Annotated in this window: 37 protein-coding genes; 6 read left to right on the forward strand and 31 right to left on the reverse strand. The window is 62.6% G+C overall.

Features of this window, described 5'->3' with window-relative positions; genetic code table 11:
• Positions 1-172 precede the first annotated feature (172 nt).
• The 29 genes from rplQ to rpsJ form a co-directional block, all read right to left on the reverse strand.
• Positions 173-598 carry a 50S ribosomal protein L17 gene (gene rplQ, locus J7I12_RS06330; RefSeq protein ID WP_118230320.1) on the reverse strand — a complete coding sequence of 142 codons (426 nt, stop codon included), beginning with the start codon at positions 596-598 and terminating at the stop codon, positions 173-175.
• Positions 588-1,631 carry a DNA-directed RNA polymerase subunit alpha gene (locus J7I12_RS06335; protein ID WP_118230319.1) on the reverse strand — a complete coding sequence of 348 codons (1,044 nt, stop codon included), beginning with the start codon at positions 1,629-1,631 and terminating at the stop codon, positions 588-590. Before J7I12_RS06335 ends, rplQ begins: the two co-directional genes overlap by 11 nt.
• Positions 1,632-1,643: 12 nt before the next feature.
• On the reverse strand, positions 1,644-2,270 hold the full coding sequence (gene rpsD, locus J7I12_RS06340) for a 30S ribosomal protein S4 (protein ID WP_118230318.1): 627 nt from the start codon (positions 2,268-2,270) through the stop codon (positions 1,644-1,646).
• A gap of 45 nt (positions 2,271-2,315) precedes the next feature.
• Positions 2,316-2,705 (reverse strand): 30S ribosomal protein S11, encoded by a 390-nt coding sequence (gene rpsK / locus J7I12_RS06345; RefSeq protein WP_092154033.1) that lies wholly within the window; start codon positions 2,703-2,705, stop codon positions 2,316-2,318.
• A gap of 127 nt (positions 2,706-2,832) precedes the next feature.
• Positions 2,833-3,201, reverse strand: a complete 369-nt coding sequence (gene rpsM, locus J7I12_RS06350) for a 30S ribosomal protein S13 (RefSeq protein WP_118230317.1) — start codon at positions 3,199-3,201, stop codon at positions 2,833-2,835.
• Between the two features lie 15 nt (positions 3,202-3,216).
• Positions 3,217-3,330, reverse strand: coding sequence for a 50S ribosomal protein L36 (rpmJ, locus tag J7I12_RS06355; RefSeq protein ID WP_005027799.1), 114 nt, complete (start codon positions 3,328-3,330; stop codon positions 3,217-3,219).
• A 146-nt stretch (positions 3,331-3,476) separates the two neighbouring features.
• The gene (map, locus tag J7I12_RS06360; RefSeq protein WP_118230316.1) at positions 3,477-4,268 is read right to left on the reverse strand and encodes a type I methionyl aminopeptidase; all 792 of its coding nucleotides are present in this window, start codon (positions 4,266-4,268) and stop codon (positions 3,477-3,479) included.
• 17 nt (positions 4,269-4,285) lie between these two features.
• Positions 4,286-5,599: a preprotein translocase subunit SecY gene (secY, locus tag J7I12_RS06365; RefSeq protein WP_118230315.1), complete on the reverse strand. Its 1,314-nt coding sequence runs from the start codon at positions 5,597-5,599 to the stop codon at positions 4,286-4,288.
• A gap of 138 nt (positions 5,600-5,737) precedes the next feature.
• Positions 5,738-6,199 (reverse strand): 50S ribosomal protein L15, encoded by a 462-nt coding sequence (rplO, locus tag J7I12_RS06370; RefSeq protein WP_118230314.1) that lies wholly within the window; start codon positions 6,197-6,199, stop codon positions 5,738-5,740.
• A 19-nt stretch (positions 6,200-6,218) separates the two neighbouring features.
• Entirely contained in the window at positions 6,219-6,398 is a 180-nt protein-coding gene (gene rpmD, locus J7I12_RS06375; RefSeq protein WP_092154043.1) for a 50S ribosomal protein L30, read from the reverse strand.
• A 2-nt stretch (positions 6,399-6,400) separates the two neighbouring features.
• A complete protein-coding gene (gene rpsE / locus J7I12_RS06380) occupies positions 6,401-6,913 on the reverse strand; it encodes a 30S ribosomal protein S5 (protein WP_118230313.1) in 513 nt (170 codons plus the stop codon).
• 1 nt (position 6,914) lies between these two features.
• Entirely contained in the window at positions 6,915-7,274 is a 360-nt protein-coding gene (gene rplR, locus J7I12_RS06385; RefSeq protein ID WP_118230312.1) for a 50S ribosomal protein L18, read from the reverse strand.
• Positions 7,275-7,284: 10 nt separating this feature from the next.
• Entirely contained in the window at positions 7,285-7,824 is a 540-nt protein-coding gene (gene rplF / locus J7I12_RS06390; protein WP_118230311.1) for a 50S ribosomal protein L6, read from the reverse strand.
• A 10-nt stretch (positions 7,825-7,834) separates the two neighbouring features.
• On the reverse strand, positions 7,835-8,215 hold the full coding sequence (rpsH, locus tag J7I12_RS06395; protein WP_118230310.1) for a 30S ribosomal protein S8: 381 nt from the start codon (positions 8,213-8,215) through the stop codon (positions 7,835-7,837).
• Between the two features lie 110 nt (positions 8,216-8,325).
• Positions 8,326-8,511 carry a type Z 30S ribosomal protein S14 gene (locus J7I12_RS06400; RefSeq protein ID WP_118230309.1) on the reverse strand — a complete coding sequence of 62 codons (186 nt, stop codon included), beginning with the start codon at positions 8,509-8,511 and terminating at the stop codon, positions 8,326-8,328.
• Positions 8,512-8,521: 10 nt separating this feature from the next.
• Positions 8,522-9,061 carry a 50S ribosomal protein L5 gene (gene rplE / locus J7I12_RS06405; RefSeq protein ID WP_130957747.1) on the reverse strand — a complete coding sequence of 180 codons (540 nt, stop codon included), beginning with the start codon at positions 9,059-9,061 and terminating at the stop codon, positions 8,522-8,524.
• 9 nt (positions 9,062-9,070) lie between these two features.
• On the reverse strand, positions 9,071-9,403 hold the full coding sequence (gene rplX / locus J7I12_RS06410) for a 50S ribosomal protein L24 (RefSeq protein ID WP_118230307.1): 333 nt from the start codon (positions 9,401-9,403) through the stop codon (positions 9,071-9,073).
• Positions 9,404-9,412: 9 nt separating this feature from the next.
• A complete protein-coding gene (gene rplN / locus J7I12_RS06415) occupies positions 9,413-9,781 on the reverse strand; it encodes a 50S ribosomal protein L14 (RefSeq protein ID WP_118230306.1) in 369 nt (122 codons plus the stop codon).
• A gap of 9 nt (positions 9,782-9,790) precedes the next feature.
• Positions 9,791-10,054 (reverse strand): 30S ribosomal protein S17, encoded by a 264-nt coding sequence (gene rpsQ / locus J7I12_RS06420; RefSeq protein WP_118230305.1) that lies wholly within the window; start codon positions 10,052-10,054, stop codon positions 9,791-9,793.
• Position 10,055: 1 nt separating this feature from the next.
• A complete protein-coding gene (rpmC, locus tag J7I12_RS06425) occupies positions 10,056-10,283 on the reverse strand; it encodes a 50S ribosomal protein L29 (RefSeq protein ID WP_118230304.1) in 228 nt (75 codons plus the stop codon).
• Between the two features lies 1 nt (position 10,284).
• Positions 10,285-10,698 (reverse strand): 50S ribosomal protein L16, encoded by a 414-nt coding sequence (gene rplP, locus J7I12_RS06430; protein WP_118230303.1) that lies wholly within the window; start codon positions 10,696-10,698, stop codon positions 10,285-10,287.
• A 2-nt stretch (positions 10,699-10,700) separates the two neighbouring features.
• Positions 10,701-11,339, reverse strand: a complete 639-nt coding sequence (gene rpsC, locus J7I12_RS06435; RefSeq protein ID WP_118230302.1) for a 30S ribosomal protein S3 — start codon at positions 11,337-11,339, stop codon at positions 10,701-10,703.
• Between the two features lie 3 nt (positions 11,340-11,342).
• Positions 11,343-11,681 carry a 50S ribosomal protein L22 gene (gene rplV / locus J7I12_RS06440; RefSeq protein WP_092154068.1) on the reverse strand — a complete coding sequence of 113 codons (339 nt, stop codon included), beginning with the start codon at positions 11,679-11,681 and terminating at the stop codon, positions 11,343-11,345.
• Between the two features lie 9 nt (positions 11,682-11,690).
• Complete coding sequence (rpsS, locus tag J7I12_RS06445; protein WP_092154070.1) at positions 11,691-11,975, reverse strand: 30S ribosomal protein S19; 285 nt, start codon at positions 11,973-11,975, stop codon at positions 11,691-11,693.
• Positions 11,976-11,984: 9 nt separating this feature from the next.
• Entirely contained in the window at positions 11,985-12,833 is an 849-nt protein-coding gene (rplB, locus tag J7I12_RS06450) for a 50S ribosomal protein L2 (RefSeq protein ID WP_118230301.1), read from the reverse strand.
• 2 nt (positions 12,834-12,835) lie between these two features.
• Positions 12,836-13,126 carry a 50S ribosomal protein L23 gene (rplW, locus tag J7I12_RS06455; RefSeq protein WP_092154074.1) on the reverse strand — a complete coding sequence of 97 codons (291 nt, stop codon included), beginning with the start codon at positions 13,124-13,126 and terminating at the stop codon, positions 12,836-12,838.
• A gap of 2 nt (positions 13,127-13,128) precedes the next feature.
• Positions 13,129-13,761 (reverse strand): 50S ribosomal protein L4, encoded by a 633-nt coding sequence (rplD, locus tag J7I12_RS06460; RefSeq protein ID WP_118230300.1) that lies wholly within the window; start codon positions 13,759-13,761, stop codon positions 13,129-13,131.
• An 11-nt stretch (positions 13,762-13,772) separates the two neighbouring features.
• Entirely contained in the window at positions 13,773-14,402 is a 630-nt protein-coding gene (gene rplC / locus J7I12_RS06465) for a 50S ribosomal protein L3 (RefSeq protein ID WP_118230299.1), read from the reverse strand.
• 12 nt (positions 14,403-14,414) lie between these two features.
• Complete coding sequence (gene rpsJ, locus J7I12_RS06470; protein WP_006008400.1) at positions 14,415-14,732, reverse strand: 30S ribosomal protein S10; 318 nt, start codon at positions 14,730-14,732, stop codon at positions 14,415-14,417.
• Positions 14,733-15,475: 743 nt separating this feature from the next.
• Between rpsJ and J7I12_RS06475 the strand changes: the two genes are divergently transcribed.
• The gene (locus J7I12_RS06475; protein WP_302413452.1) at positions 15,476-16,837 is read left to right on the forward strand and encodes a response regulator; all 1,362 of its coding nucleotides are present in this window, start codon (positions 15,476-15,478) and stop codon (positions 16,835-16,837) included.
• Between the two features lie 21 nt (positions 16,838-16,858).
• On the opposite strand, the gene bioF is transcribed toward J7I12_RS06475, so the two are convergent.
• Both bioF and J7I12_RS06485 read right to left on the reverse strand, forming a co-directional pair.
• Positions 16,859-18,013, reverse strand: coding sequence for an 8-amino-7-oxononanoate synthase (gene bioF / locus J7I12_RS06480; RefSeq protein WP_302548583.1), 1,155 nt, complete (start codon positions 18,011-18,013; stop codon positions 16,859-16,861).
• An 8-nt stretch (positions 18,014-18,021) separates the two neighbouring features.
• Positions 18,022-18,720 carry a 6-carboxyhexanoate--CoA ligase gene (locus J7I12_RS06485; RefSeq protein WP_165450862.1) on the reverse strand — a complete coding sequence of 233 codons (699 nt, stop codon included), beginning with the start codon at positions 18,718-18,720 and terminating at the stop codon, positions 18,022-18,024.
• Positions 18,721-19,034: 314 nt separating this feature from the next.
• Here J7I12_RS06485 and rfbF point away from each other — a divergent pair, with 314 nt between their 5' ends.
• The 5 genes from rfbF to J7I12_RS06510 are packed head-to-tail and all read left to right on the forward strand — an operon-like array spanning position 19,035 to position 23,924.
• The gene (gene rfbF, locus J7I12_RS06490; protein ID WP_118230295.1) at positions 19,035-19,799 is read left to right on the forward strand and encodes a glucose-1-phosphate cytidylyltransferase; all 765 of its coding nucleotides are present in this window, start codon (positions 19,035-19,037) and stop codon (positions 19,797-19,799) included.
• Positions 19,800-19,818: 19 nt separating this feature from the next.
• Positions 19,819-20,934 carry a CDP-glucose 4,6-dehydratase gene (gene rfbG, locus J7I12_RS06495; protein ID WP_130957750.1) on the forward strand — a complete coding sequence of 372 codons (1,116 nt, stop codon included), beginning with the start codon at positions 19,819-19,821 and terminating at the stop codon, positions 20,932-20,934.
• 1 nt (position 20,935) lies between these two features.
• Positions 20,936-21,445: a dTDP-4-dehydrorhamnose 3,5-epimerase gene (locus J7I12_RS06500; RefSeq protein ID WP_242621155.1), complete on the forward strand. Its 510-nt coding sequence runs from the start codon at positions 20,936-20,938 to the stop codon at positions 21,443-21,445.
• A complete protein-coding gene (locus tag J7I12_RS06505) occupies positions 21,442-22,422 on the forward strand; it encodes a prenyltransferase (protein ID WP_118230293.1) in 981 nt (326 codons plus the stop codon). Before J7I12_RS06500 ends, J7I12_RS06505 begins: the two co-directional genes overlap by 4 nt.
• 23 nt (positions 22,423-22,445) lie before the next feature.
• Positions 22,446-23,924, forward strand: a complete 1,479-nt coding sequence (locus J7I12_RS06510; protein WP_118230292.1) for an ATP-binding cassette domain-containing protein — start codon at positions 22,446-22,448, stop codon at positions 23,922-23,924.
• The last annotated feature ends 295 nt before the right edge of the window (positions 23,925-24,219 follow it).

Consider the following 24,219-nt stretch of genomic DNA (forward strand, 5'->3'; position numbering starts at 1 on the left):
AGACAGCAAGATAGCCAGTCCGCTTGCCCAGGCAGACAGTTTGCCGCTATGGCGGCCTGCCGGTGCTGAAAAGGCGTTGCACAAGCGCAAAGCGCCCCCTGCAAACACAGGGGGCGCTTTGTATCTGGACGGCGCTACGGCCGTTGAGGGCCGCTGCTGTAGCGGTTTGTTGTTACTTGTCGCCTTCGGGCGCCGTGGCTTCCTTGGCGGGGGCAGCTTCCTTAACGGGAGCGGCCTGCTGGCTGCGCGTCAGCTCAATGACGGCCATGGGGGCGTTGTCGCCCTTACGCGGCATGGCCAGTTTGATCACACGGGTGTAGCCGCCGGGCACGCCGGCAAACAGGGGCCCAATGTCGTCAAACAGACGCTTGACCAGGGCATGATCGTTAAGGGCCCGATACGCCAGCCTACGAGAGTGCAGGTCGTTGCGTTTAGCAAGGGTAATCAGGGGCTCCACCACCCGGCGCAGTTCCTTGGCCTTCATTTCCGTGGTGCGGATTTTGCCGTGGAGCAGCAGCGCCTTGGCGAGATTGTGCAACAGGGCCTTGCGGTGCGCAGGCGTGCGCGAAAGTTTCCTTCCGGAATTGCTATGCCTCATTTTGCTGCTTCCTTTTCCAGTCCTGATATTTCTTGTCGAAGTTGTCGACCTTCAAGCCAAAGTCGAGGCCCATATCCAGCAGCACGCTCTTGATTTCGTCCAGCGATTTGCGGCCGAAATTCTTGGTCTTGAGCATTTCGGCCTCGGTCCGCTGCACCAGTTCGCCCACCAGGGCAATGTTGGCGCTGCGCAGGCAGTTGGTCGCCCGCACGGAAAGCTCCAGGTCATCAATGCTTTTGAACAAGTGCTCATTGAGCTCACCGCTGTCGCCGTTGCCGTCGCGCATGTCGCCGGAAACCCGCTCATCAAAATTGATGAACACGGAAATCTGGTCTTTAATGATCTTGGCGCTGTAGGCAATGGCGTCTTCGGGCGTGAGGGAGCCGTCGGTCCATACTTCCAACAACAGGCGGTCGTAGTTGGTCATCTGGCCCACGCGGGCCTGCTCCACCGTATAGGCCACCTTGCGCACCGGAGAAAAGCTGGAGTCCAGGCGGATCAGCCCGATCTCGTCGTCCAGGCCCTCATGCATGTCGGCGGGCACATAGCCCTTGCCCATGCGGACCTCAAACTCCATCTCCAGGTCCACGTCCTCGGTAAGAGTGGCGATGTGCAGGTCGGGGTTGAGCACGCTCACATGCTGATTGGTCTCAATCTGCCCGGCCAGCACCGGCCCGCGAGAAGAAGCCCGCAGAGTCAGGCGCTGGGGTTCCTCCGTATCCAGGCGCAGGCGAACCTGCTTGATGTTCAGAATGACGTCGGTGACGTCCTCCAACACCCCATGGATCGTGGTGAACTCGTGCTGCACGCCGGCAATCTTGACGGACACAAAGGCCGCCCCCTGCAGAGAGGAGAGCAGCACTCGCCGCAAAGCGTTGCCGATGGTGGTGCCGTAGCCCCGCTCCAGCGGTTCACAGATGAACTTGCCGTGGGTGGGGCTGGCGGTTTCTTCTTCACGCGCGATCTGTTCCGGCTTGACCAGCTCGGACCAGTTGCGCGCGTTGATAAGGCGTTCGCCCTGTTTTATAAGCATGCGAACCCCCGGTTATTTCGAGTAAAGTTCGACGATCAGCTGCTCGTTGACGGGGAACTGAATTTCGTCGCGCTGCGGCAAGGCCTTGACCGAGCCCTTAAAGGCGGCGCCGTCCGCTTCCAGCCAGGGCGGGCAGCCGCGGCGGGCAATGGCCTCCTGAGCTTCGGCCAGAACGGGAATTTTACGGTTCTTTTCAGGAATCTCAATGGTATCGCCCACCCGCACCTGCAGGGAAGGGATATTCACCTTACGGCCGTTGAGCGTGAAAATGCCGTGACGCACCAGCTGACGGGCCTGGTTGCGCGAGTTGGCAAAACCCAGACGGTAAATCACGTTGTCCAGGCGGCGCTCCAGCATAACCAGCAGGTTGGTGCCGGTAACGCCCTTCTGCATTTCGGCTTTTTCAAAATACAGGTGGAACTGACGTTCCAGCATGCCGTACGCGCGGCGGGTCTTTTGCTTCTCCCGCAGCTGCACCGCGTATTCGCTCACCTTCTTACGCGCACGGCCGTGCTGGCCGGGGGCGTAGGGGCGGCGGTCATAGGCGCATTTGTCGGTAAAGCAACGATCGCCCTTCAAAAAGAGCTTGCAGCCCTCGCGGCGGCACATGCGGCACTTGGCTTCGGTATATTTGGCCATGAATCTGATCCTCTTGCGGTTTTACGCTGTCCGCGCCAAGGCGGACTAGACGCGGCGGCGCTTGGGCGGCCGGCAGCCATTGTGCGGAATGGGCGTAACGTCACGGATAAAGGCCACCTTGAAGCCCACGGACGAAATGGCGCGCATGGCGGCCTCACGACCGGAGCCGGGCCCCTTCACATAAATGCCCACGGTGCGCATGCCGTTGTCCTGCGCCTTGCGAGCCGCCGTTTCGGCCGCCACCTGGGCGGCAAAAGGCGTAGATTTGCGCGAGCCCTTAAAGCCGCTCTGGCCCGAAGAGGCCCACGAAACGGCGTTGCCGCGCGTGTCCGTAAACGTGATGATGGTATTGTTGAACGAGGCCTGAATGTGGGCAATGCCCACAGGCACGTTCTTCTTTTCCTTCTTTTTGACCGCTTTCTTGGGTCTGGCCATACTGCAATCCCTCTGACTGGAGCTTTTCAGATTATGCTCCGCGCGGCGGCGGAAATTCCGTTCGTCCTCACGGCAGCCTTCTACGCTGCGTCCGCTTTACAAACTGCGTCCGACGCAACCGCCAAACTTACTTCTTTTTGCCCACGGCCCCACGGCGCGGCCCCTTGCGGGTGCGCGCGTTGGTGTGGGTACGCTGCCCACGGGAGGGCAGGCCGCGCCGATGACGCAGGCCACGGTAGCAGCCGATGTCCATAAGGCGCTTGATATTGCCGGAGATGTCACGGCGGAGGTCGCCCTCCACCTTGTAGTGCTGCTCCAGCTCTTTACGAATTTCGTTCACCTCGTCGGCGGAGAGGTCGTCAATGTTCCGCTCCCAGTTGACGCCGGTGGTGTCCAGAATTTTCAGGGCCGTGGTGCGGCCAATGCCATAGATATAGGTGAGCGCAATGTCCACCCGTTTGCCGCGCGGCAAATCAACACCTGCTATTCTCGCCACTGTACGTCTCCTGCCCTAGCCCTGGCGCTGCTTGTGCCGGGGGTTTTCGCAGATAACTCGAAGCACTCCCTTGCGCCGGATAACCTTACACTTGGGGCATATTTTCTTGACGGAAGGTCTTACTTTCATTTTACATCTCCCAAATACGAGCCATTGCGTTGGCCGATAAAGCCGCCGGCACAACCCGGGCCGCCGCAGCCGCTGGCAACCCGCCGCCCCAAGAAGAAGGAGCGGGAACGGAAATCTTTATCCGGCTTTAGGTATTCTGTCAACCATCAAACAATGGTGTGCCGGTTCAGCCCCTTGTCCGAAACGCTGAGGATGCGCGGTCCGGCCGGAGTGATGGCCACACTGTGTTCAAAATGGGCCGCCCACTGGCCGTCGCGGGTCACGGCCGTCCACTGGTCGTCCAGGATGTCCACTTCATAGGTGCCCATGGTCACCATGGGCTCAATGGCGATGACCATGCCGTTCTGCAGGGTCAGGCCCTTCATACCGGGGCGAAAATTGGGCACCTCGGGCTTTTCGTGCATGCGCGAACCCACGCCGTGCCCCACAAAACGGCGCACCACGTTGAAGCCGGCGGCCTCCACATAGTCCTGCACGGCCCCGCCGATACTGTAGACGTCGTTGCCGGCCCTGGCCTGTTCAATGCCCACGTAGAGGCTCTCCTCCGTAACCTTGAGCAGTTTGTGCACGTCTTCGCTCACCGTGCCCACAGGAAAGGTCCGCGCCGCGTCGCCCACAAAACCTTCAAACACCACGCCCATGTCGGCGCTGACGATATCCCCTTCCTGCAAAACCCGGTCAGAAGGAAACCCATGCACCACCTGCTCGTTTACCGAGCAGCACAGGGCAAAAGGATAGCCGCAGTAGCCCAAAAAGGCGGGCTTGACCTTATAGTCGGCGCACATGTCGCGCGCCAGCTCTTCCAGACGCATGGTGGGCACACCCGGCACCGCCATTGCGCCCACGGCATCCAGAATGTTGGCCACCATGCGGTTGGCTTCCCGCAGGCAGGCCACTTCCCGCTCATTCTTGATGAATGCGCCGTGATACTTCTTCATGATTCACCGTCCCGCGCTTAGAGCCTGCCGCTCTTGCGCGCCTTGGCCATCAGGCCCTGGTACTGGCTGGAGATCATGTGGGATTCCACCTGATTCATGAAGTCCATGGCCACGCCCACGAGGATGAGGAGGCTGGTGCCGCCAAAGTAAAACGGCACGTTAAAGTTGCTGATGAGCAACATGGGCAGCAGGCAGACAATGGAAATGTAGATGCCCCCCGAAAGGGTCAGCCGCGAAAGCACCGTATCAATATATTCCTGTGTTCTGTCTCCGGGCCGGATGCCGGGGATGAAGCCGCCGTTCTTCTTCAAATTTTCGGCCATATCCTTGGGGTCAAAAATAATGGCCGTGTAAAAATAGCAGAAGAAGAACATCAGCGCCACATAAAGCACGTTGTAAGCCACACCGTGGGGCGAAAACCACTCCGCGGCCTGCTTCACATAGTGGTTGGTCGAAAACTGCCCGATAGTGGCCGGAAACAACAGCAGCGAAGAGGCAAAAATAGGAGGAATGACGCCCGCCGTATTCAGCCGCAGGGGCAAATGCGAGTTCTGCCCGCCATACATTTTACGCCCGATCTGGCGCTTGGCATAGCTGATGGGGATGCGCCGCTGGGCCCGCTCCACAAAGACAATGGCCACCAGCACCGCCGCCATAAAGGCCACAATGACCACGGCCATAAAAAGGCTCATGTCCCCGGCTTCAATAAGGGCCACAGACTGAATGATGCCACGCGGGATGCCCACCACGATGCCGCAGAAGATGATCAACGAAATGCCGTTGCCGATGCCCCGCTCGGTGATCTGTTCGCCCAGCCACATGACCAGCACAGAGCCGGCCGTAAAGGTGATCATGGTCACCAGCCGAAAATGCCAGCCCGGCGTCAGCACCACGGGCATGCCCGCAGGACTGGTCATATTTTCCAGGCCCACGGCAATGCCCAGGCCCTGCACCAAGGTGATGAGCACCGTCATATAGCGGGTGTACTGGGTTATCTTGCGCCGGCCGGCCTGCCCTTCTTCGCGCGCCATACGCTTGACGTCCGGGCTGACCACCTGCAACAGCTGCATGATGATGCTGGCCGAAATGTAGGGCATGACGCCCAGGGCAAAGACCGAAACGTTGGAGAGCCCGCCGCCGGAAAACATGTCAAAAAGACTGAACAGCGTGCCGGACATACTTTCAAAAAAAGACGCCAGAGCCGAGGCGTTGACCCCCGGCACGGGCACATGCACGCCAATGCGGTAGCAGCACAGAATCAGGAAGGTCCAGCCCAGCTTTTTGGTCAGCGAAGCCTGTCCTGCCGTCACGTTTGCCGATCCTACTGCCATGTATCACCTGCCGTAAAAACCCTTTGTGGTGCTGCGCCGACGTAGGCACGCCGGCAAAAAACCGAACCCGGAACCACAACACGGCCGGGGCTTCGCCGCAAAGGACGCCGCCCCGGCTGTGTCGCAGCCTGAAACCGGCTATTCCGCCGGAACAGCCTCAAGCTCGTTGACGCTGCCGCCGGCCTGACGGATTTTGTCCGCCGCGGCCTTGCTGAACTTGTGGGCCTCCACCGTGAGGGCCGTCGACACGTCGCCGCGCGACAGCACTTTGACCGGTGCGCCCATACGGACCAGGCCACGGGCGTAGATGTCGTCCAGGGTGATGGAAGTCTGCTCGCCAAAGGCGGCAATAAGACTGTCCAGATTGATCACCGCGTAGGTCACCTTGAACAGATAGTTCTTGAAACCGTGCTTGGGCAGACGCCGCTGCAGGGGCATCTGGCCGCCCTCAAAACCGGGGCGCACGCCGCCGCCTGCACGGGCGTTCTGGCCCTTGTGGCCCTTGCCCGCCGTGCAGCCCAAACCGGATCCGGCGCCGCGGCCCACACGACGGCGGGTCTTGCGCTCTTCCGGAAAGGGAAAAAGATTGTGCAGTTGCATGGTCTATGTCCTCCGGCCGTTACTCAACAACGGCCACCATATGCGGAACTTTGGCGATGATGCCCCGAATGGCCGGGGTGTCCTTGAACGTCCTGACCTTTTCGCGGCGCTTGAGGCCCAGGGCATCCAGCAGCTTGCGTTGCGCGGGCGTAGCGCCGATGCGCGAGCGCACCAGTTTGACCTTGATTTCTGCTGCCATGACTACTTCCTTGGAGCTTCCAGCTTCTTGCCGCGCAGGGCCGAGACATCGGCCGCGCTGCGCAGGGCGCCCAGGCCCTGCAGTGTGGCGCGAAGCACGTTGTGCGGATTGTTGGTACCGATAGCCTTGGCCAGCACGTCGCGCACGCCCACGGCTTCCATCACCGCGCGCACGGCGCCGCCGGCGATGATGCCCGTGCCTTCAGAGGCGGGCTTAAGCATGACGCGCCCGGCGCCGAAACGCCCCAGCACCTCATAGGGCAAGGTGCCCTCCACCAGGGGAATCTGCACACGGTTCTTGCGGGCGCGTTCTGTGGCTTTGCGCAAGGCTTCGGGCACTTCCTGGGCTTTGCCCAGGCCAAAGCCCACGCCGCCCTTGCCGTCGCCCACCACCACAAGGGCGCTGAAGCTGAACCGGCGACCGCCTTTGACCACCTTGGCCACGCGGTTGAGGGAAACGATCTTCTCGATTTCGCCCAGTTCGTTCTGCTGGGTTTCGCTATTTTCCTGACGCATACTAGAACTCCAGGCCGCCTTCGCGGGCGCCGTCGGCCACGGCCTTGACGCGACCGTGATAAAGATACCCGTTGCGATCGAATACCACCAGGCTGATATTCTTCTCCTTGGCCAGGCGGGCAATTTCCTTGCCCACGCGTTGGGCGCCGCTCAGGTTGCAGTGCAGGCCCGGTTCCGTCTTGGCCAGCGTGAGGGTGGAGGCGCAGGCCAGGGTGGCCCCGTCCACGTCGTTCACGATCTGGGCATAGATGTGCAGGTTGGACCGGAAGACCACCAGACGCGGCCGTACCGCCGTGCCGTTGACCTTTTTGCGGATGCGAATCTTGCGGCGCTGCCGGGATGAGTTCTTGCTGTTAATCATGACGCACTCCCTACTTCTTGCCGCCGGACTTGCCCACCTTACGGCGGATGGTCTCGGTCACATACTTGATGCCCTTGCCCTTGTAAGGTTCGGGCTTGCGGATACGGCGGATCTTGGCGGCCATTTCGCCCACCAGCTCCTTGTCAATGCCGGAGAGGGTGAGCACCTGGCCCGCCACCGCCGCCGTAATGCCATCGGGCAGATCCACCACCACGGGGTGGGAATAGCCCACAGAAAGCTCAATCAAATTGCCCTTCACCGCCACGCGGTAGCCCACGCCAATGACTTCCAGGCCCTTGGAAAAGCCCTTGGTCACGCCTTCAATGCAGTTGGCCAGCAGCGTACGCCGCAGCCCATGCTGGGCGCGGGTGTGGCGCTCGTCGTCCACACGGGTGAGGGTCAGGTGGCCGTCGGCCAGTTCATACTTAAGCAGGGGGCAGACAGGGGTGCGCAACGTGCCCTTGGGGCCCTTCACTTCCACAACATCCGTTCCGATCTTGACGTCAACGCCATTAGGAACGGGAATGGGCAGTCTACCTATTCTCGACATGGTGCACCGCCTACCAGATTTCGCACAAAAGTTCGCCGCCCACTTTCTTTTCTTGGGCGGTCATACCGTCCAGCACACCGCTGGACGTGGACAATATGCAGATGCCGAGGCCGTTCTGCACCCTGGGGATCTGGTGCGCGCCCACATACACCCGGCGACCGGGCGTGCTCACGCGCTTGAGCCCGGTGATGACGGGCCGGCCCTTTTCGTAGCGCAGGGCTATGGTGATGTTTTTATCGGCCACAGCCACGTCTTCCACATAGCCTTCCTGCTTGAGGATGGCGGCCAGCGCTTCCTTCATTTTTGAGCGCGGCACTTGCACATCTTTATGCAGGGCCAGATGCGCGTTGCGGATGCGGGTGAGCATGTCCGCAATAGGGTCTGTCAACATGGAAAGCTCCTGAGAGGTTGGGGGGCGGGGTTGACGGCCCCATGCCGCCACTTCCCGCGGGCGTGCGGAGCACGCCCCGGACCGCCCTGAGGCGGCCCTGAAAAACTGTGCTACCAGCTGGACTTGCGCACGCCCGGCAGCTCGCCCTTGAGGGCGAGGCTGCGGAAGCAGATACGGCAAACGCCGAACTGGCGCAGAAAGGCACGCGACCGGCCGCAAATGGGGCAGCGGTTGTAGGCGCGGGCGCTGAACTTGGGCTTGCGCTTGGCCTTTACTTCCAGAGAAGTACGGGACATGGCTTGACTCCTACTTACGGAACGGCATGCCAAGCTGGTCCAGAAGGAATTTGCCCTCCTTGTCCGTGGCCGCCGTGGTGACGATGGTGATGTTCATGCCCTTGGGGTTTTCCACGCGGTCCACCTCAAGCTCGGGGAAAATGGTATGCTCTTTGATGCCCAGAGTGAAGTTGCCGCGCCCGTCAAAGCCACGGTCAGGAATGCCGCGAAAGTCGCGCACACGCGGCAGGGCGAAGTTCATGAGCTTGTCCAGAAAGTCCCACATGCGGTCCTTGCGCAGGGTCACGCGCGCGCCGATGGGCATCCCTTCGCGCAGTTTGAAGGCGGCGATGGACTTTTTGGCACGGGTCACCACAGCTTTCTGGCCGGCAATGGCGGTGAGCTCCGCCACAGCCTCTTCCATGAGCTTGTTGTTCTGGCTGGCCGCGCCCATGCCGATGTTCAGAGAGACTTTTTCAATCCCGGGCAGTTGCATGACAGAGGAGTAACTGAACTCCTTTTGCAGTACCGGAACCACCTTCTCTCTATAGATCTTTTCAAGGCGTGTCATCGTTTCACCTTATTCCATGACTTCGTTGCACTTTTTGCAAAAGCGCACTTTCTTTTCCTTGCCCTCGGACTCGATGGTCCTGTAGCCCACGCGCGTGGCTTTGCCGCAGGCGGAGCACACCACCATGACATTGGAGACATGGATGGGCATCTCTTTTTCCACGATGCCGCCGGGCTGTTGGGCATAGGGGTTGGGGCGCATGTGGCGCTTGACCATATTGGCCTTCTCTACCAGCACCTTGTCCTTCTTGCGCAGGATTTTGAGCACCTTGCCGATCTTGCCCGCGTCCTTGCCGGCGATTACCATCACCTTGTCGTCCTTGCGGATGCGATACGTTTTCATGACGGTCTCCTACAGCACTTCCGGGGCCAGCGAAATAATCTTCATAAAGTTCTGGGCGCGCAGCTCACGGGCCACGGGGCCGAAAATACGGGTGCCCACGGGTTCGCCCTGGCTGGACAAAAGCACAGCCGCATTGCCGTCAAACTTGATGTAGCTGCCGTCGGCCCGGCGCACTTCCTTGGCCGTGCGCACGATGACGGCCTTCATCACGTCGCCCTTTTTCACCTTACTGTGGGGCATGGCTTCCTTGACGGAAACCATGATGATATCGCCCACAGAGGCATAGCGACGGTGTGAACCGCCCAGCACCTTAATGCAGGCAACCTTTTTGGCGCCGGAATTATCGGCGACCTGAAGCGTGGATTCAACCTGAATCATGGCGCTACCCTACACGGCTTTTTCAATGACGGAGACCAGATGCCAACGCTTGTTGCGTGACAGGGGACGGTACTCCACAATCTTCACCTTGTCGCCCATACCGCATTCGTTCATGGGATCATGAGCCGTGAACTTCTTGCGGCGCCTCACATACTTTTTGAGCAGGGGGTGCTTGACCAGGGTTTCGACGCGCACGACAATGGTCTTGTCGTTTTTGTCGCTTACCACTACGCCGGTCAGCGTCCTGCCCTTGCGATCTTCCAGAGTGTGCATGTTACGCCCTCTGTTCCTTTTCGTTGAGAATGGTCTCCATACGCGCCACCTGGCGGCGCATGGCCTTAAGCTCGGAAGTCTTTTCGAGCTGCGCCATGGCGTGCTTGAAACGGGCGTGCATCATCTCCTGACGCTGTTCGGTCAGCTTGCCGCGCAGTTCTTCAGCGCTCATGGCGCGCAGGGCGGCAACGTCGGGCCTTGCGGCGTCGATCTTTTTTTTGGCAGCCATCTTACAGGCCCTCCCTCACCACAATAACGGTCTTCACAGGCAGCTTGTGCGCGGCGCGGGTCAGCGCCTCGCGAGCCAGGTCCAGGCTCACGCCGCGGATCTCATAGAGCACGCGGCCGGGTTTGACCGGCGCGCACCAGCCCACGGGTGCGCCCTTACCGGAACCCTGACGGGTTTCCAGAGGCTTGGCCGTCACGGGGCGGTCGGGGAAGATGCGGATCCAGACCTTGCCGCCGCGCTTGATGTGTCGCATCATGGCGATACGCGCGGCCTCAATCTGCTGGCTGGAAAGGTGCCCGTGCTGCACAGCCTTGAGGCCGATATCGCCGAAGGCAATGGTGGCGCCGCGGGTGGCCAGGCCGCGCAGGCGGCCTTTCTGCCACTTGCGGTATTTAACTTTTTTGGGCGCAAGCATTACTATTCAACCTCTTTGTCAAGGATTTCACCCTTGTAGATCCACACCTTGACGCCAATGATGCCGTAGGTGGTGCGCGCTTCGGCAAAGCCGTAGTCAATATCGGCGCGCAGGGTCTGCAGGGGCACGCGGCCGTCGCGGTACCATTCGGTGCGGGCGATTTCCGCGCCGGCCAGTCGTCCGGCGCAGGTCACCTTGATGCCTTCGCCGCCGAACTTGCGGGCCATGGAAACCGTGCGCTTCATGGCGCGGCGGAAGGCCACGCGGCGCTCCAGCTGCTGGGCGATGTTTTCGGCCACCAGCTGGGCGTCCACTTCGGGACGACGGATTTCATTCACTTCCAGCGAAAATTCGCGGCCGAATTTCTGGCGCAGGTCGGCGCGCAGTTTTTCAATTTCCACACCCTTGCGCCCGATGACGATGCCGGGACGGGCCGTGGACAGGATGAGCCGTACCTTGCCGCCGGCGCGCTCGATTTCGATTTTGGAAAGCCCCGCATGATAAAGGAGCTTTTTGACGAACACGCGGATTTTGCTGTCCTCGTAGACAAAGGCAGGGTATTCCTTCTTGCTGAACCAGCGGGACTGCCAGTTTTTGTTGTACCCAAGCCGGAACCCGAACGGATGTACTTTCTGACCCATAGCCTATTCCTGCCCTTCTGCGAGTATGACGGTGATGTGGCTCGTGCGCTTGCGGATCTTGGTGGCCCGGCCCTGAGCACGGGGCATGAAGCGCTTCCAGGAGGGGCCCTCGTTGACGACGATTTCCTTCACCACCATGGCGTCCACATCCACGCCGCCCAGCTGGGAGGCGTTGGCGAGCGCGCTTTTGACCACGCCGTAGAGCACGCCGGCGGGCTTGTTGGGCGTAAAGCGGAGGAGGTTCATGGCCTCTTCCACGCCCAGGCCCTGCACGTTGCGGGCCACCAGGCGGGTCTTGCGCGGCGAGACGCGCTGGAACTTGGCAATTGCTTTGGATTCCATATCCCTACCCTACTTCTTGGCGGCCTTGGCCTTTTTGTCGGCGGCGTGCCCATGAAAGGTGCGGGTGGGCGAAAACTCGCCCAGTTTGTGGCCCACCATGTTTTCGGTGACGAACACCGGCACGAACTTCTTGCCATTATGCACCGCAAAGGTCAGCCCCACCATTTCGGGCAGGATGGTCGAGCGGCGCGACCAGGTCTTGAGCACGCGGCGGTCACTGTTGGCCACGGCGCTGTCGACCTTCTTCATCAGATGGCCGTCCACAAACGGCCCTTTTTTCAGCGATCTCGGCATGAGCTACTCCTACTTCTGGCCGCGGCGTTTGATGATCAGCCGGGAAGAAGGCTTCTTCCTGTCACGGGTCTTGTAGCCCTTGGCGGGCATGCCCCACGGCGACACTGGGTGCCGGCCGCCGGAGCTGCGGCCTTCGCCGCCGCCCAAGGGGTGATCGATGGGGTTCATGGCCACGCCGCGCACCTTGGGGCGACGACCCAGCCAGCGGTTGCGGCCAGCCTTGCCCAGCGAGATGGTTTCGTGGTGCAGGTTGCCCACCTGACCCACCGTGGCCACGCACATGGCCAGCACCTTGCGCACTTCGCCGGAAGGCAGGCGCAGCAGGGCGTACTTGCCCTCCTTGGCCACCAGCTGGGCGTAAGCGCCGGCGGCGCGGCAGATCTGCCCGCCCTTGCCGGGATAGAGCTCCACATTGTGGAGCACCGTGCCCACGGGGATACGCTGCATGGGCAGAGCGTTGCCGGGCTTGATGTCGGCAGTTTCGCCGTTGCGGACGTTGACGCCGGCCATGACCGTATCGCCCTGCTTTAACCCCACGGGCGCGAGGATGTAGCGCTTTTCACCGTCTGCATAGTGCAGAAGGGCGATGCGCGCCGTGCGGTTGGGGTCATATTCAATATGGGCCACTGTGGCCGGAACGCCGGTTTTATCGCGCTTGAAGTCGATAATGCGGTACAACCGCTTGACCCCACCGCCGCGACGGCGGCTGGTAACGCGCCCCAGATTATTGCGACCGGCCTTTTTGGTCAGGCCCTCGGTGAGGGACTTTTCGGGCCGGGTCCGGGTGATTTCCTCAAAATCGGAAACCGTCTGGAAACGACGTCCCGCGGAGGTCGGTTTCAGCTTGCGGACAGCCATGATTACACTCCCTCAAAGAACTCGATTTTGTCGCCCTGGCGCAGCGTCACATACGCTTTCTTGAAGCCGGGCTTGCGGCCCACCACGCGGCCCTGCCGCTCCCGATTCCGGGGAGCGTGGCGCACCACGTTGACCGCTTCCACCTTTACGTCAAAGGCCTGCTCAACGGCCTTCTTGATTTCCATCTTGTTGGCCCCGGTGTGGACCAGAAAGGCCACCTGCCGCGCTTCGTCCTTGACCAGCGTGGTCTTTTCCGTCAGCAGGGGCTTGAGCAGAACAGAAGTGCTTTCCATGATTAGGCCCCCTTCCTGGCAAAACGCGCCTGCACGGATTCCACAGCGCCTTCCAGCAGCACCAGCTGCTTGTGCCGAAGGATCTCCAGCACGCTGAGGCTTTCTGCCGTAATCAGGGTGAGGCCCGGGATGTTGCGGACCGAGCGGCACAAGGCCTCGTCCGCGCCGGGCGCCACAATGAGGGCTTTGGAAAGGCCCAGGGCGTCGGCCACTTTGGCGAAATGCTTGGTCTTGGCTTCGGGCAGGGCGATCTCTTTGACCACCATCAGGCTGTCCTCGGCAAGACGGCTCGAAAGGGCCATCCTGAGCGCCAGGGCACGCACCTTGCTGTTGACCTTGAAGCTGTAGTCGCGCGGGCTGGGGCCAAAAATAATGGCGCCGCCCCGCCACACGGGCGAACGGTTGGAGCCCGCGCGAGCGCGGCCCGTGCCCTTCTGCTTCCAGGGCTTGACGCCGCCGCCGGAAACCAGGGCGCGGGTTTTGACCATGTGGGTGCCGGCGCGCTTGGCGGCCATCTGGGCACGCACCACAAGGTGGAGGATTTCCGGACGGACCTCCACTTCAAACACGTCGGAAGCCAGCGTCACTTCACCGCTTTCCTGTTTGTTTTGATCGTAAACTTTCACGGTAGCCATCGCTGCTTCCCCTACTGCTTGCGGATCAGCACCAGCCCGTTTTTGGGGCCGGGCACAGAGCCTTTGACCAGAATGACGTTGTCTTCGGGACGCACGTCAACGATGGTCAGGCCCAATTCCGTCACGGTTTCATTGCCCCAATGGCCGGCCATTTTCCGGCCCTTGAAGACGTGACCGGGAAAAGTGTTGTTACCGACGGAGCCGTTGTTGCGGTGCACCTTTTCGCAGCCGTGGGTGTCTTTAGAACCGGCGAAGTTCCAGCGGCGCATGCGCCCCTGATAGCCCTTGCCCACGCTGGTGCCCGTAACCTTGACCTTGTCGCCGGCGGCGAACATGCCCACGGTGAGCTCCTGCCCCAGCTCCTGATCCGGCGCGCCTTCCAGGCGGATTTCGCGCAGATGGCGGAAGAGCCCCTTGCCCGCCTTGGCCAGATGGCCGCGCAAGGGCTTGGAGACGTGCTTTTCCTTGGCGGCGGTCAGCGCGATCTGCACGGCGTTGTAGCCGTCCGTCGCCACAGACTTAACCTGGGTGACGGGGCACGGACCGGCCTCAATCACCGTGACAGGCACGGCGGCGCCGGCGCCGTCAAATATGCGGGTCATACCGAGTTTGCGACCCAAAATTCCCATTTTCTCAGCCATGACTGCCTCTCGCTAGAGCTTGATTTCCACGTCCACACCGGCGGGCAAAGAAAGCTTGCCCAGCGCGTCGACGGTCTGCTGCGTGGGTTCCAGAATGTCCATGAGCCGCTTGTGGATACGCATTTCAAACTGCTCACGCGACTTTTTGTCCACGTGCACGGAGCGCTGGATGGTGTACTTGTGAATGTTGGTGGGCAGGGGGATGGGTCCCGCCACACCGGCACCGGTATTGCGCGCCGTATCCACGATTTCCGCAACGGCCTTGTCCAGGATGCGGTAATCGTAGGCTTTGAGCTTGATCCGAATGCGATCGCTGCTAACTGTCGTCATTGTGCCTACTCCGTTTGCAAAAACATCCCACGCGGCCCCAGGGCGGCAACGCGGGCTCCTTCACAGCATACACGGGCCATGAAGCGTGGCTCAGAAGGCCGGCCTCACCCTCAAGGGACGATAACGGAGCAACGTAAGGGGCTGCGCTGTTGCGCGCATCACGCCTGAACGGATCAGGATATTCGGAAGATGTGGACGCCCGAGCGCGCCCTTTGTGCATCATCCGCGTGATGCTCCCCGGCGTCGCCCAGGCCAGGCCACCGCAGAAAAGCAGTGGCGCGGCGGTCCCGCAGGGTCACCAAATGGGGTTTTTCCCCCAACCTTACAGCCCCGGGTCACACGCCGCCATAAGGCTGCGGTGGGGTCCGTCCTTGGGCTGGAACGGCTCGACATTGTTCGGCATTTGGCAACGCCTGCACATGTCAAAACCCGTAACGCGCGGTATTCCGCCGCCAAGGGTACAGCAGAACGGGCTCAACCCGTCCTTCCCTGCCGTCCAGGGAATGCCGCCACAGTCTGCAGCGGCACCGAATGGATTAGCCTACCTCTGCCGCGGCGTCAAGTTTTTTTCGCGATTTTGCCACAACCTTTTTCCGGCGGCCCTGGGCGCGGCCCTGTGGGTTGTGATCGTCTTCACGCTGCCGAGGATATTGACACCAACTCCTCAAAGCCGATAGCCTGATTAAATTCATACAGTTTCGCGCATCCCGTGCGCCGCAACCGCACCATCCCAAGGGGCTCTCATGGCTTTTGATCCATCACAACGCGCCCGCCAGACCGTTTATCAAGATACCGTCATCAATTATTTTACTAAGGAAAAGGGCCAAGCCCTGACCGTAAGTGACGACCAAGCCTTCTGCACCCAGCTGCGCCTGACCCTTTCCCGCGAACTGGGCGTTACCGAGGTGGGGGCCATCACCCAGTTCCCCAACCCCGCGCAGATGGTCCGCTGCCTGAACGAACTGCCCCCCGACCATTCCTCGCCCCTGCTTTTTCTGGAGCGCGTCCTCAACGGACAGGATCAGAGCCTACTGGTCAAAAAACTGCGCCAGACCTTTCCCAACATCAAAATCATCATCCTCACTACCGAGGTGCCGCGCGAACGCCTTTTACTGTTCCATGAGCTGGGCGCGGACAACGTCATTGCCAAACCCGTGTCGGCCAACACCCTTATCGAAAAAATGGCCTTCACCCTCAAACCGCAAAGCCGCATCGGGCAGGCCATTGACCTGGCCCGCAGCCTGCTGCAGCAAAAAAAATACGCCGCAGCCCAGGACGCCTGCGCCAAAATCCTGGCGCTCAAACCCGGCAGCGCCGCCGCCTACCTGCTCTTGGGCGATACCTACCGAGAAACGGGCGACTTTACCAAGGCCCGCACCGCCTACGAAACCGCCGCCAGCAGCGCCGAGCTCTACCTGGCCCCCCTGCAGCGTCTGGCCGAGCTCTACGAAGCTACGGGCGACAAAACCCGCCTCAAGGAATGCCTGGAACGCCTGGACGAGCTCTCCCCCCTCAACGTTGACCGCAAAGTCAGCCTGGGATCCGTTAACCTTGACCTTGGAAATACGGAAGAGGCTGAAGAATACTTCAGCAAAGCCATGGTACAGATGCAGCGCGACGCGTTAGAGGGGATCAGCGCTCTTTCCGGCCGCATTGCGGATATATACACAGAACGAGATCCGGAAAAGGCTGAGAAATATATTCGTACTAGTTTAGAAGTAAAAGAAAAATTTCTTTCGCGTGACGACATCGCCCTCTTCAACCGGCTGGGCCTCAGCCTGCGCCGCCAGGGCCGCTGGCAGGACGCCGTCACCGAATACCGCCGTGCCCTCAAGCTGGCCCCGGACGACGCCAACCTCTATTATAACCTCGCCATGGCCCTGGCCGAAGGCCGCGCTTTTCCGCAGGCCAAAGCCCACATGCTCAAGGCCCTGGAGTACAACCCCCAGCTTCCCCAAACCGGCGCCACCATAGCCTTTAACTGCGGCGCGGTCTTTTTGCAGAACGGCGACCGCTCCCGCGCCGCCGCCTTTTTTCGGCAGGCCCTGGAACAGAACCCCGACCTGCGTTCCGCCCAGGAAGGGCTTGCCCGCGCCGCGGGGTAGCTGAAAGGCCGCCCCGCGCCCTCAGCGGCCCAGACGCAGCGCCTTTGCGATACAGGCGGCGGCGTAGTCCAGGTCCGCGTCCGTATGCCCGGCCATGACGGTAAGCCGCAGCCGGGCCGCGCCCCTGGCCACAGTGGGGTAACGAATGCAGGGGATGAAGACGCCCCTGCGCAGCAGTTCCTCGCCAGCGCGGCGGGCTTTCTCTTCATCGCCCACGATAATGGGAAAAATGGGCGTGGCGTCGGAGGCCGGCAGGCCCAAAGCCGTAAGGTTGCACGCAAGGCGGGCCGTGTTCTCCCGCAGGCGGCGCACCAGCTCCGGGTGCGCCATGATGTACGCCACGCCCGCGTGCGCGGCCGCCGCCGTGGCCGGAGAAAGGGCGGTGGTGAAGATAAAGGGCCGGGCCGTGTTGCGCACCAAGTCGCACATATCCCGCGAACCGCAGATGACGCCCCCTTCGCTGGGCACAGCCTTGCTCAGCGTGGTCATGACGATAGCCACATCCTGATGGCTGAGGCCGAAATGCTCCAGACTGCCGCGCCCCGTGGCCCCCAGCACGCCGGTGGCGTGCGCGTCGTCCACCATAAGCGGCAGGCCGTAGCGACGGCTGATGCGCGCCAGCTCCGGCAGGCGCGCCACATCGCCGTCCATGCTGAACACGGCATCGGTGACGATAAGCCCCTGGCGCGGACGTTCCCGCACAATCTTCGCCTCCAGGTCCGCTGGGTCGTTGTGGGCGTAAACTACTGTGCGCGCCCGCGCCAGGCGGCAGCCGTCAATGATGCTGGCGTGGTTGAGGGCGTCGCTGAAGATATGGCTTTCTGCGCCGCACAGAGCGCTGATGACGCCCACATTGGCCGTATAGCCGCTGTTGCACAACAGGGCGGCCTCGCTGCCCTTGAAGCGGGCCAGCAGGTTCTCCAGCCGCACATGGGGGCGCATGTTGCCCGAAACGAGGCGTGACCCTCCCGCGCCCACGCCGTAGGCATCCACGGCCCGAACGGCCGCGCGGAGAATTTCGGGACGGTTATTGAGGCCGAGATAACTGTTGGAGCAAAACAACAGCACGCGACGGCCGTCCATAACCACCTCGCGCCCCTGGGCCGATTCCATCAGATAGGGGGTCCTGTACAGGTGTGCGGCCTTGACGGCGGCCAGACGGGCGGCAAAATCCATGGGCGGCCTCAGCGCAGGTCCACCATGACCGGCTGACGCTCAAGATAGTCTATGCAGCGGGGCACATCCGCTTCCCCACCCCGAAAAAGGAACACGCGGCCGCCCAGTCCGCTCCCGCGCTCCTTGATATGGGGAATGCGCACATAGCCCCGCCCGCGCGCGGCAAAATACCCGGTGGTGTAGTCCGGGTCGTCGGATATGCACAACTCGCCGATAATCCAGGGGCAGTGCGCCACCTTGGTGGCCAGACACAGGGCTTCCTGCAGATGGCGTTTACCCCCGCCGTCATTGCCGGTGTAGTCCATGCAGGTAGCGCGCACGCCGCGCGCCTGATCCGGCTCCAGCCGTCGCAGACTGTCCGCATGCAGCAGCACGGCCCCACGCATGGGCCGAACGTCATAAAGCAGGGGCAAGATGCGCTCCGGCTCCAGGCCCAGCCATCGCAGCTCCGCGGCCAACACGGCGCGTGCCTCTGCCGCATTGTGCACCATGGGTTCCAGAACCGACAAAGGCGGCAGACTGACAACAGGGGCGGTAATGGCCCTTACCGTCAGGGTAACGGCGTCGGGCTCGCCGTTGGGGTGTTCCATCGCCCGCCGGGCCAGGGCCGCCAGGGCCGCTTCCACCTGCGGGCGCTCTACAATGCGCTCCGCCCCCGAAATATGCCGCGAGCCTTTTTCGGCCCGCATTTTGACGCTGAATGCCATTGCTGCGTACAACCTTTGTGCGGCCGGCGCGGCGCAAGGGGCCGCCGTGCACTTGCATTTGCGAAACAGGATAAAAACCCGCCCGCCCACGCCCCACGTTGTTTCGCGGCAAGGCCACATCCCGTTTCTGTGCGCGTGTGCGGGGCGACTATTAGGGTAGCGCCAACGCCGCCCGCTGACAATGCGCCGCCCGGCGCCCCCACGCCCCCAGAACCGCGCCGCCGGGCACACCTGCCGGGGCTTTTATTCCTGACGGGCATCTGCTACACAAAGGCCACGCGCCGCGCTGCACGCGGCCGGCCAAGGAGGCCTACATGAAAGTCGTCATTTTATGCGGCGGCAAGGGCACGCGCCTGCGCGAGGAAACCTCGGTCAAGCCCAAGCCCATGGTGGAGATCGGCGGGCGTCCCGTGCTCTGGCACATCATGTCCATTTACGCCCGCTTCGGCTTCAAGGACTTTATCCTGCCCCTGGGCTACAAGGGGGAGGTCATTAAACAGTATTTCCACGACTACAATATCCGCAATACGGATTTTACTGTGGACCTCAAAAGCGGCGCGCTCACGGTCTACCCCAACCATGCGGAAGACTGGCGGGTGACCCTCTGCGACACCGGGCAGGAAACCCTCAAGGGCGGCCGCCTCAAGCGGGTGGCCAAATATATTGACACGGACCGCTTTATGGTCACCTACGGCGACGGCGTGGCCGATATCGACCTGAACAAGCTCATTGCCTTTCACGAGCAGTCGGGCTGCATGGGCACTTTCACGGGCGTGCGCATGCCTTCGCGTTTCGGCTCCGTGCGCACGGACGCCGCAGGCAAGATCCTTTCCTGGGAAGAAAAGCCCCTGCTCAACGAGTATATCAACTGCGGCTTTTTCGTCTTCAAGCGGGAGTTTCTGGACTACCTGAGCGAAGACGAAAGCTGCGATCTGGAAAAAGAACCCCTGCAGCGCCTGGCCGCCGAGGGGCAGCTTTCCATGTATGCGCATCCCGGTCAGTGGCAGTGCATGGACACCCTGCGGGATTCGCTCTTCCTCAACGAACTGTGGGATTCGGGCCGCGCCTTCTGGGCCTGACGCGCGCAAGGAGCGGCATATGTTTGCAGACGCCTATAAAGGACGCCGGGTGCTGGTCACCGGGCACACGGGCTTCAAAGGTTCCTGGCTGGCGGCCTGGCTCACCCGCCTGGGCGCGGTGGTGGCGGGCTTTGCCGACGGCGTGCCCACCAGCCCCTCGCACTACGAGGCCATGGGCCTGGGCACGCATCTGGAGGCCGACCTGCGCGGCGACATCCGCGACCGCGAAGGCATGGTCCGCGCCCTGCGCCAATTCCGGCCCGAAGTGGTCTTTCACCTGGCGGCCCAGGCCCTGGTGCGCAAATCCTATGAGGATCCGGCGGCCACCTTCGAGGCCAACGCCCTGGGCACCCTCAACGTGCTGGAGGCCGTGCGCGCCTGCCCCGACGTGCGCGCCGTGGTCATGATCACCTCCGACAAGTGCTACCGCAACGACGAATGGGTCTGGGGCTACCGCGAAACCGACCACCTGGGCGGCAGCGACCCCTATTCCGCCTCCAAAGGCTGCGCGGAGATCATTGCCCATTCCTACTTCACCAGCTTTTTCAAGGACGGCCCGGCCTGCGCCACCGTGCGCGCGGGCAACGTCATTGGCGGCGGCGACTGGGCCCAGGACCGCATCGTGCCGGACTGCGCGCGCGCCTGGGCCGCCGGTGAGCCCGTACGCATCCGCAGCCCCTGGGCCACGCGGCCCTGGCAGCTGGTGCTGGAGCCCCTTTCAGGCTACCTCTGGCTGGGCGCGCGCCTGCTGACGGGCCAGAACAGCCCCTTTGACCTGCGCGGTCAGGCCTACAACTTCGGCCCGGCCGCGGATGTCAACAATACTGTGGCCGAAGTGGTGCAGGCCCTGGGCCGCCACTGGCCCCATTTCAAAAGCGAAATGGACGCCTCCGGCCAGGCGGGCATGAAGGAATGCACACTGCTCAAGCTCTGCTGCGACAAAGCCCTGGCCCATCTGGGCTGGAAGGCCACCCTGAATTTTGAGGAAACCATCCGCTACACGGCGGAGTGGTACCAGAGCTTCTACCACGGCGAAGGCGGCAAACAGCCCCAGCGCATGCTGGACTATACCCTGGGGCAGATAGCGGCCTACGTCAACGCCGCCGAGCAGCGCGGCCAGATCTGGATACGTTGACATGGCCGCGCACAGCGAGAATCCTGAAAGCCTGGCTCGCGACGCGGGCATAGCGGACGCCCTGCTCCAGCCCCTGGCCGCCATCCCCACGCCCGGAGGACCAGTGCTGCACATGCTGCGGCCGGGCTGCGCCCTCTGGCCCGAAGAAGGCCGCGTGGGCGAAGTCTATTTTTCCGAAACGCTGCCCGGGCACGTCAAGGCCTGGAAGCGCCATACCCGCCAGACCCAGCGCTTTGCCGTGCCCGTCGGGCTGCTCAGCATCGTGCTTTACGACGACCGGCCAGGCTCTCCCAGCCGGGGGGCCCTGCAGAAGCTGCTGCTGGGCAGGCCGGAGCACTACCAGTTGCTGTGCATTCCTCTGGGCGTGTGGTACGGCTTCACCGCCGTGGGGCCCGGCCCGGCCCTGATCTGCAACTGCCCGGACATCCCCCACGACCCCGCCGAAGGCGAGCGCCTGCCGTGGGATTCGGAGCGCATTCCCTACCGCTGGACAGAGGGGGCCGCGTCATGACCTGCCGCGCCCTGCTGCGCGCCGCCTGGCAGTCCCGCCCGGCCGACGCGCCGCCCCTTGCCCCGCGCCTGCGCCTGCGCGCCTGGTGGCAGGCCTGCCGCCCGCCCTTTTTCATCACCGCCGCCATTCCCGTAACTCTGGCCCTGGCTTTTGCCTTTCAGGTTCAGGGCGTTCTGTCCTCCCGCCAATGGGGCGTGTTCGCCCTGCTGCTGCTGGGCTGTTTCATGGGTCTGACCATCGCCAATTTTGCCAACGATCTGTTTGACCACATTCTGGGCGTGGACGGCGGCGACAATATCGGCGGTTCGCGGGTCATCCAGAGCGGGCTGATCAGCCCGCGCCAGCTCAGTGCGGCCTTGCTCCTGCTCACCCCGGCCACTCTGGCCGTGGGCGGCATCCTCATCTGCGGCGCGCCCGCCGCGCTGCGGCCCGGCCTGTGGGCCGTGAGCCTCTTTGCCGTGGCTTCAGCCGTCTTTTATGTGGCCCCGCCCATCCGCTACGGGCACCGTGCCTTGGGCGAAGTTTTTGTCTGTTGCAATATGGGCTTCATTATTGTGGGCGCCGGCGCAACGCTGCTGCTGGGGCGCTTTGACCCGCGCAGCCTGGCCCTGGCCCTGCCCGTGGGCCTCATGGTGGCGGGCGTGCTCTACTACCAGAGTCTGCCCGAAATCGACACAGATGCGGCCGTTGGCAAACGCACCCTGGCCAACAGCCTGGGTAAAACCCGCGCCGCCTTTTTGTTCACCCTCTGGTGGCCGGCGGTCTGGGCGCTGCTGGGCAACCTCTGGGCCGTGGGCCTGGCGGGCTGGCCCGTGCTCCTGGCTCTGGCTGCCCTGCCCCTCTACGCCAAGGCCCGCGCCCACATCGCCGCTGCCGGCCAGGGCGACTGGCTGCCCCTGGACAAGCACGGCGCGCTGGTGCGCCTGTGCTATCTGAGCAGCGGGCTCGCCCTTATCATTGGCGTGGCCCTGGCCTGAAAAACGCTTTCCGGGATTCTGCCATGTCCGCACCTCTGCTTACTCTTGAAGACGTCAGCCTGTTTCTGCCCGGCGACGCCAGTCAGACCCTCGTTCTGCACCATATCGCCTGGACTGTGGAGCAGGGCCGCCACTGCGCCCTCTTGGGGCCCAACGGTTCGGGCAAATCCACCTTGCTGCGGCTGTTGCGCGGCGAACTCTGGCCCGCTGCCGGCCACATTTTCTGGCACGGCCCCGAAGGCCCGGAGGAAGCCCCGCTGGCCGGCCGGGCCATGACCGCCCTGGTTTCCCCCGCCCAGCAGGAAAACTACCAACGGCAGGGCTGGGATCTCACGGGCCGCGACCTGCTGCTCACGGGCTTTGCCGACACGCCCCTGCTCTACACCGCACCCCAGCCCGCCCGGGAAGAAGCTGTGGAGGGCATGGCCCATCGCCTGCAGGCCCAGGGCCTGCTGGAACGGCGCATGCCCACCCTCTCACAAGGGCAATTGCGCCTGCTGCTGTTGGGCCGCGCCCTGCTGCGCGCGCCGGAACTGCTCTTACTGGACGAATGCGCCGAGGGCCTGGACTCCCGGCACAGACAAATCTTTTTTGACGTGCTGGAAGAACACGCCGCGCGCTGCACCGTGGTCATGAGCGCCCACCGGCCCAGCCAGATACCCGCTTGGTGCGCGGAACGCCGCTACCTGCGCCGAGGCCGCCTGCTTACGGCCCCGCCCGCCGAAGAATACGCTGCGGACAGCGTCGCCGCGATTGCGCCGGTGGCGCCCGCGCCCCCTACGGCTCCTGAGGCGCGGGGACATGTCCTTTTGGATCTGGAACAGGCCACGGTCTTCATTGACCGGCAGGAGACGCTCCACCAGATCACCTGGAGCCTGCACCGGGGCGAACACTGGCGCATCACCGGAGCCAACGGTTCCGGCAAATCCACCTTGCTGCGGCTGCTGGCCGGGGACGAATTTGTGGCCGCCGGAGGGCGGCTGGAATACTGGCTGCCCGGTCAGGGCGGCCCGGTAACCACCCTGGCCCAGGTGCGCCGGGGCGTACGCCTGGTTTCCGATCTCTCCCAGGCTCTGTACGGCTATACCCTTACGGCCGGGGACATGGTCTGCACCGGCTTTGACAACAGCATCGGCGTCTACCGCCGCTTTACCCCGGCCGAACGGGCCGAGGCGGCCAGCCACATGGCCTTCATGTTTCCCGAAGAAGACGCGGCGGGGCTGACGTGCCTGGCCGGCCGCTCCATCCGCCAGCTTTCCACCGGACAGCTGCGCCGCCTGTTCCTGGCCCGCGCTCTGGCCGGCGGGCCGGACATTCTGCTGCTGGACGAGCCCTGCTCCGGGCTGGACGCGCCAAGCCGCGCCCGCTATCTGCGCCTGCTGGACCAGCTGGCCGCCCGCGGCCTGCACCTGGTCTTTGTTTCCCACCACAGTGAAGATGCGCCTTTGTGCATCAACCGCGAAGCCCGCATGGAAGACGGCCGACTGCGCGTCCTGATCTAGAGCAGTTAGCGAATGAAATGAGCTAACTGCTCTGCAAGGATTTTCTTGAAAATCCTTGCCACAAAATGCGAGAAGGCAGGCTTTTGCCTGCCGTAAGCGAGCATTTCAAGTGTTAAATGCTCTCGCGGCGGCGCAACCGGCCGCTGGCAACGCCCTCAAGCATTGCAGCGCAGCACAACCCCGTGAATATACGCTTTTCACGACCTGTTGGAGAACGTTGCCACGGCAGGCCCCGGGTTTTATCTGCTGCGCTTTGACAGAAAGACGTCCGGACCGGAACGAGGCCAGTACGTAC

This window comes from Desulfovibrio diazotrophicus (genome assembly GCF_902498985.2).
GTDB classification, from domain to species: Bacteria; Desulfobacterota; Desulfovibrionia; order Desulfovibrionales; family Desulfovibrionaceae; genus Desulfovibrio; species Desulfovibrio legallii.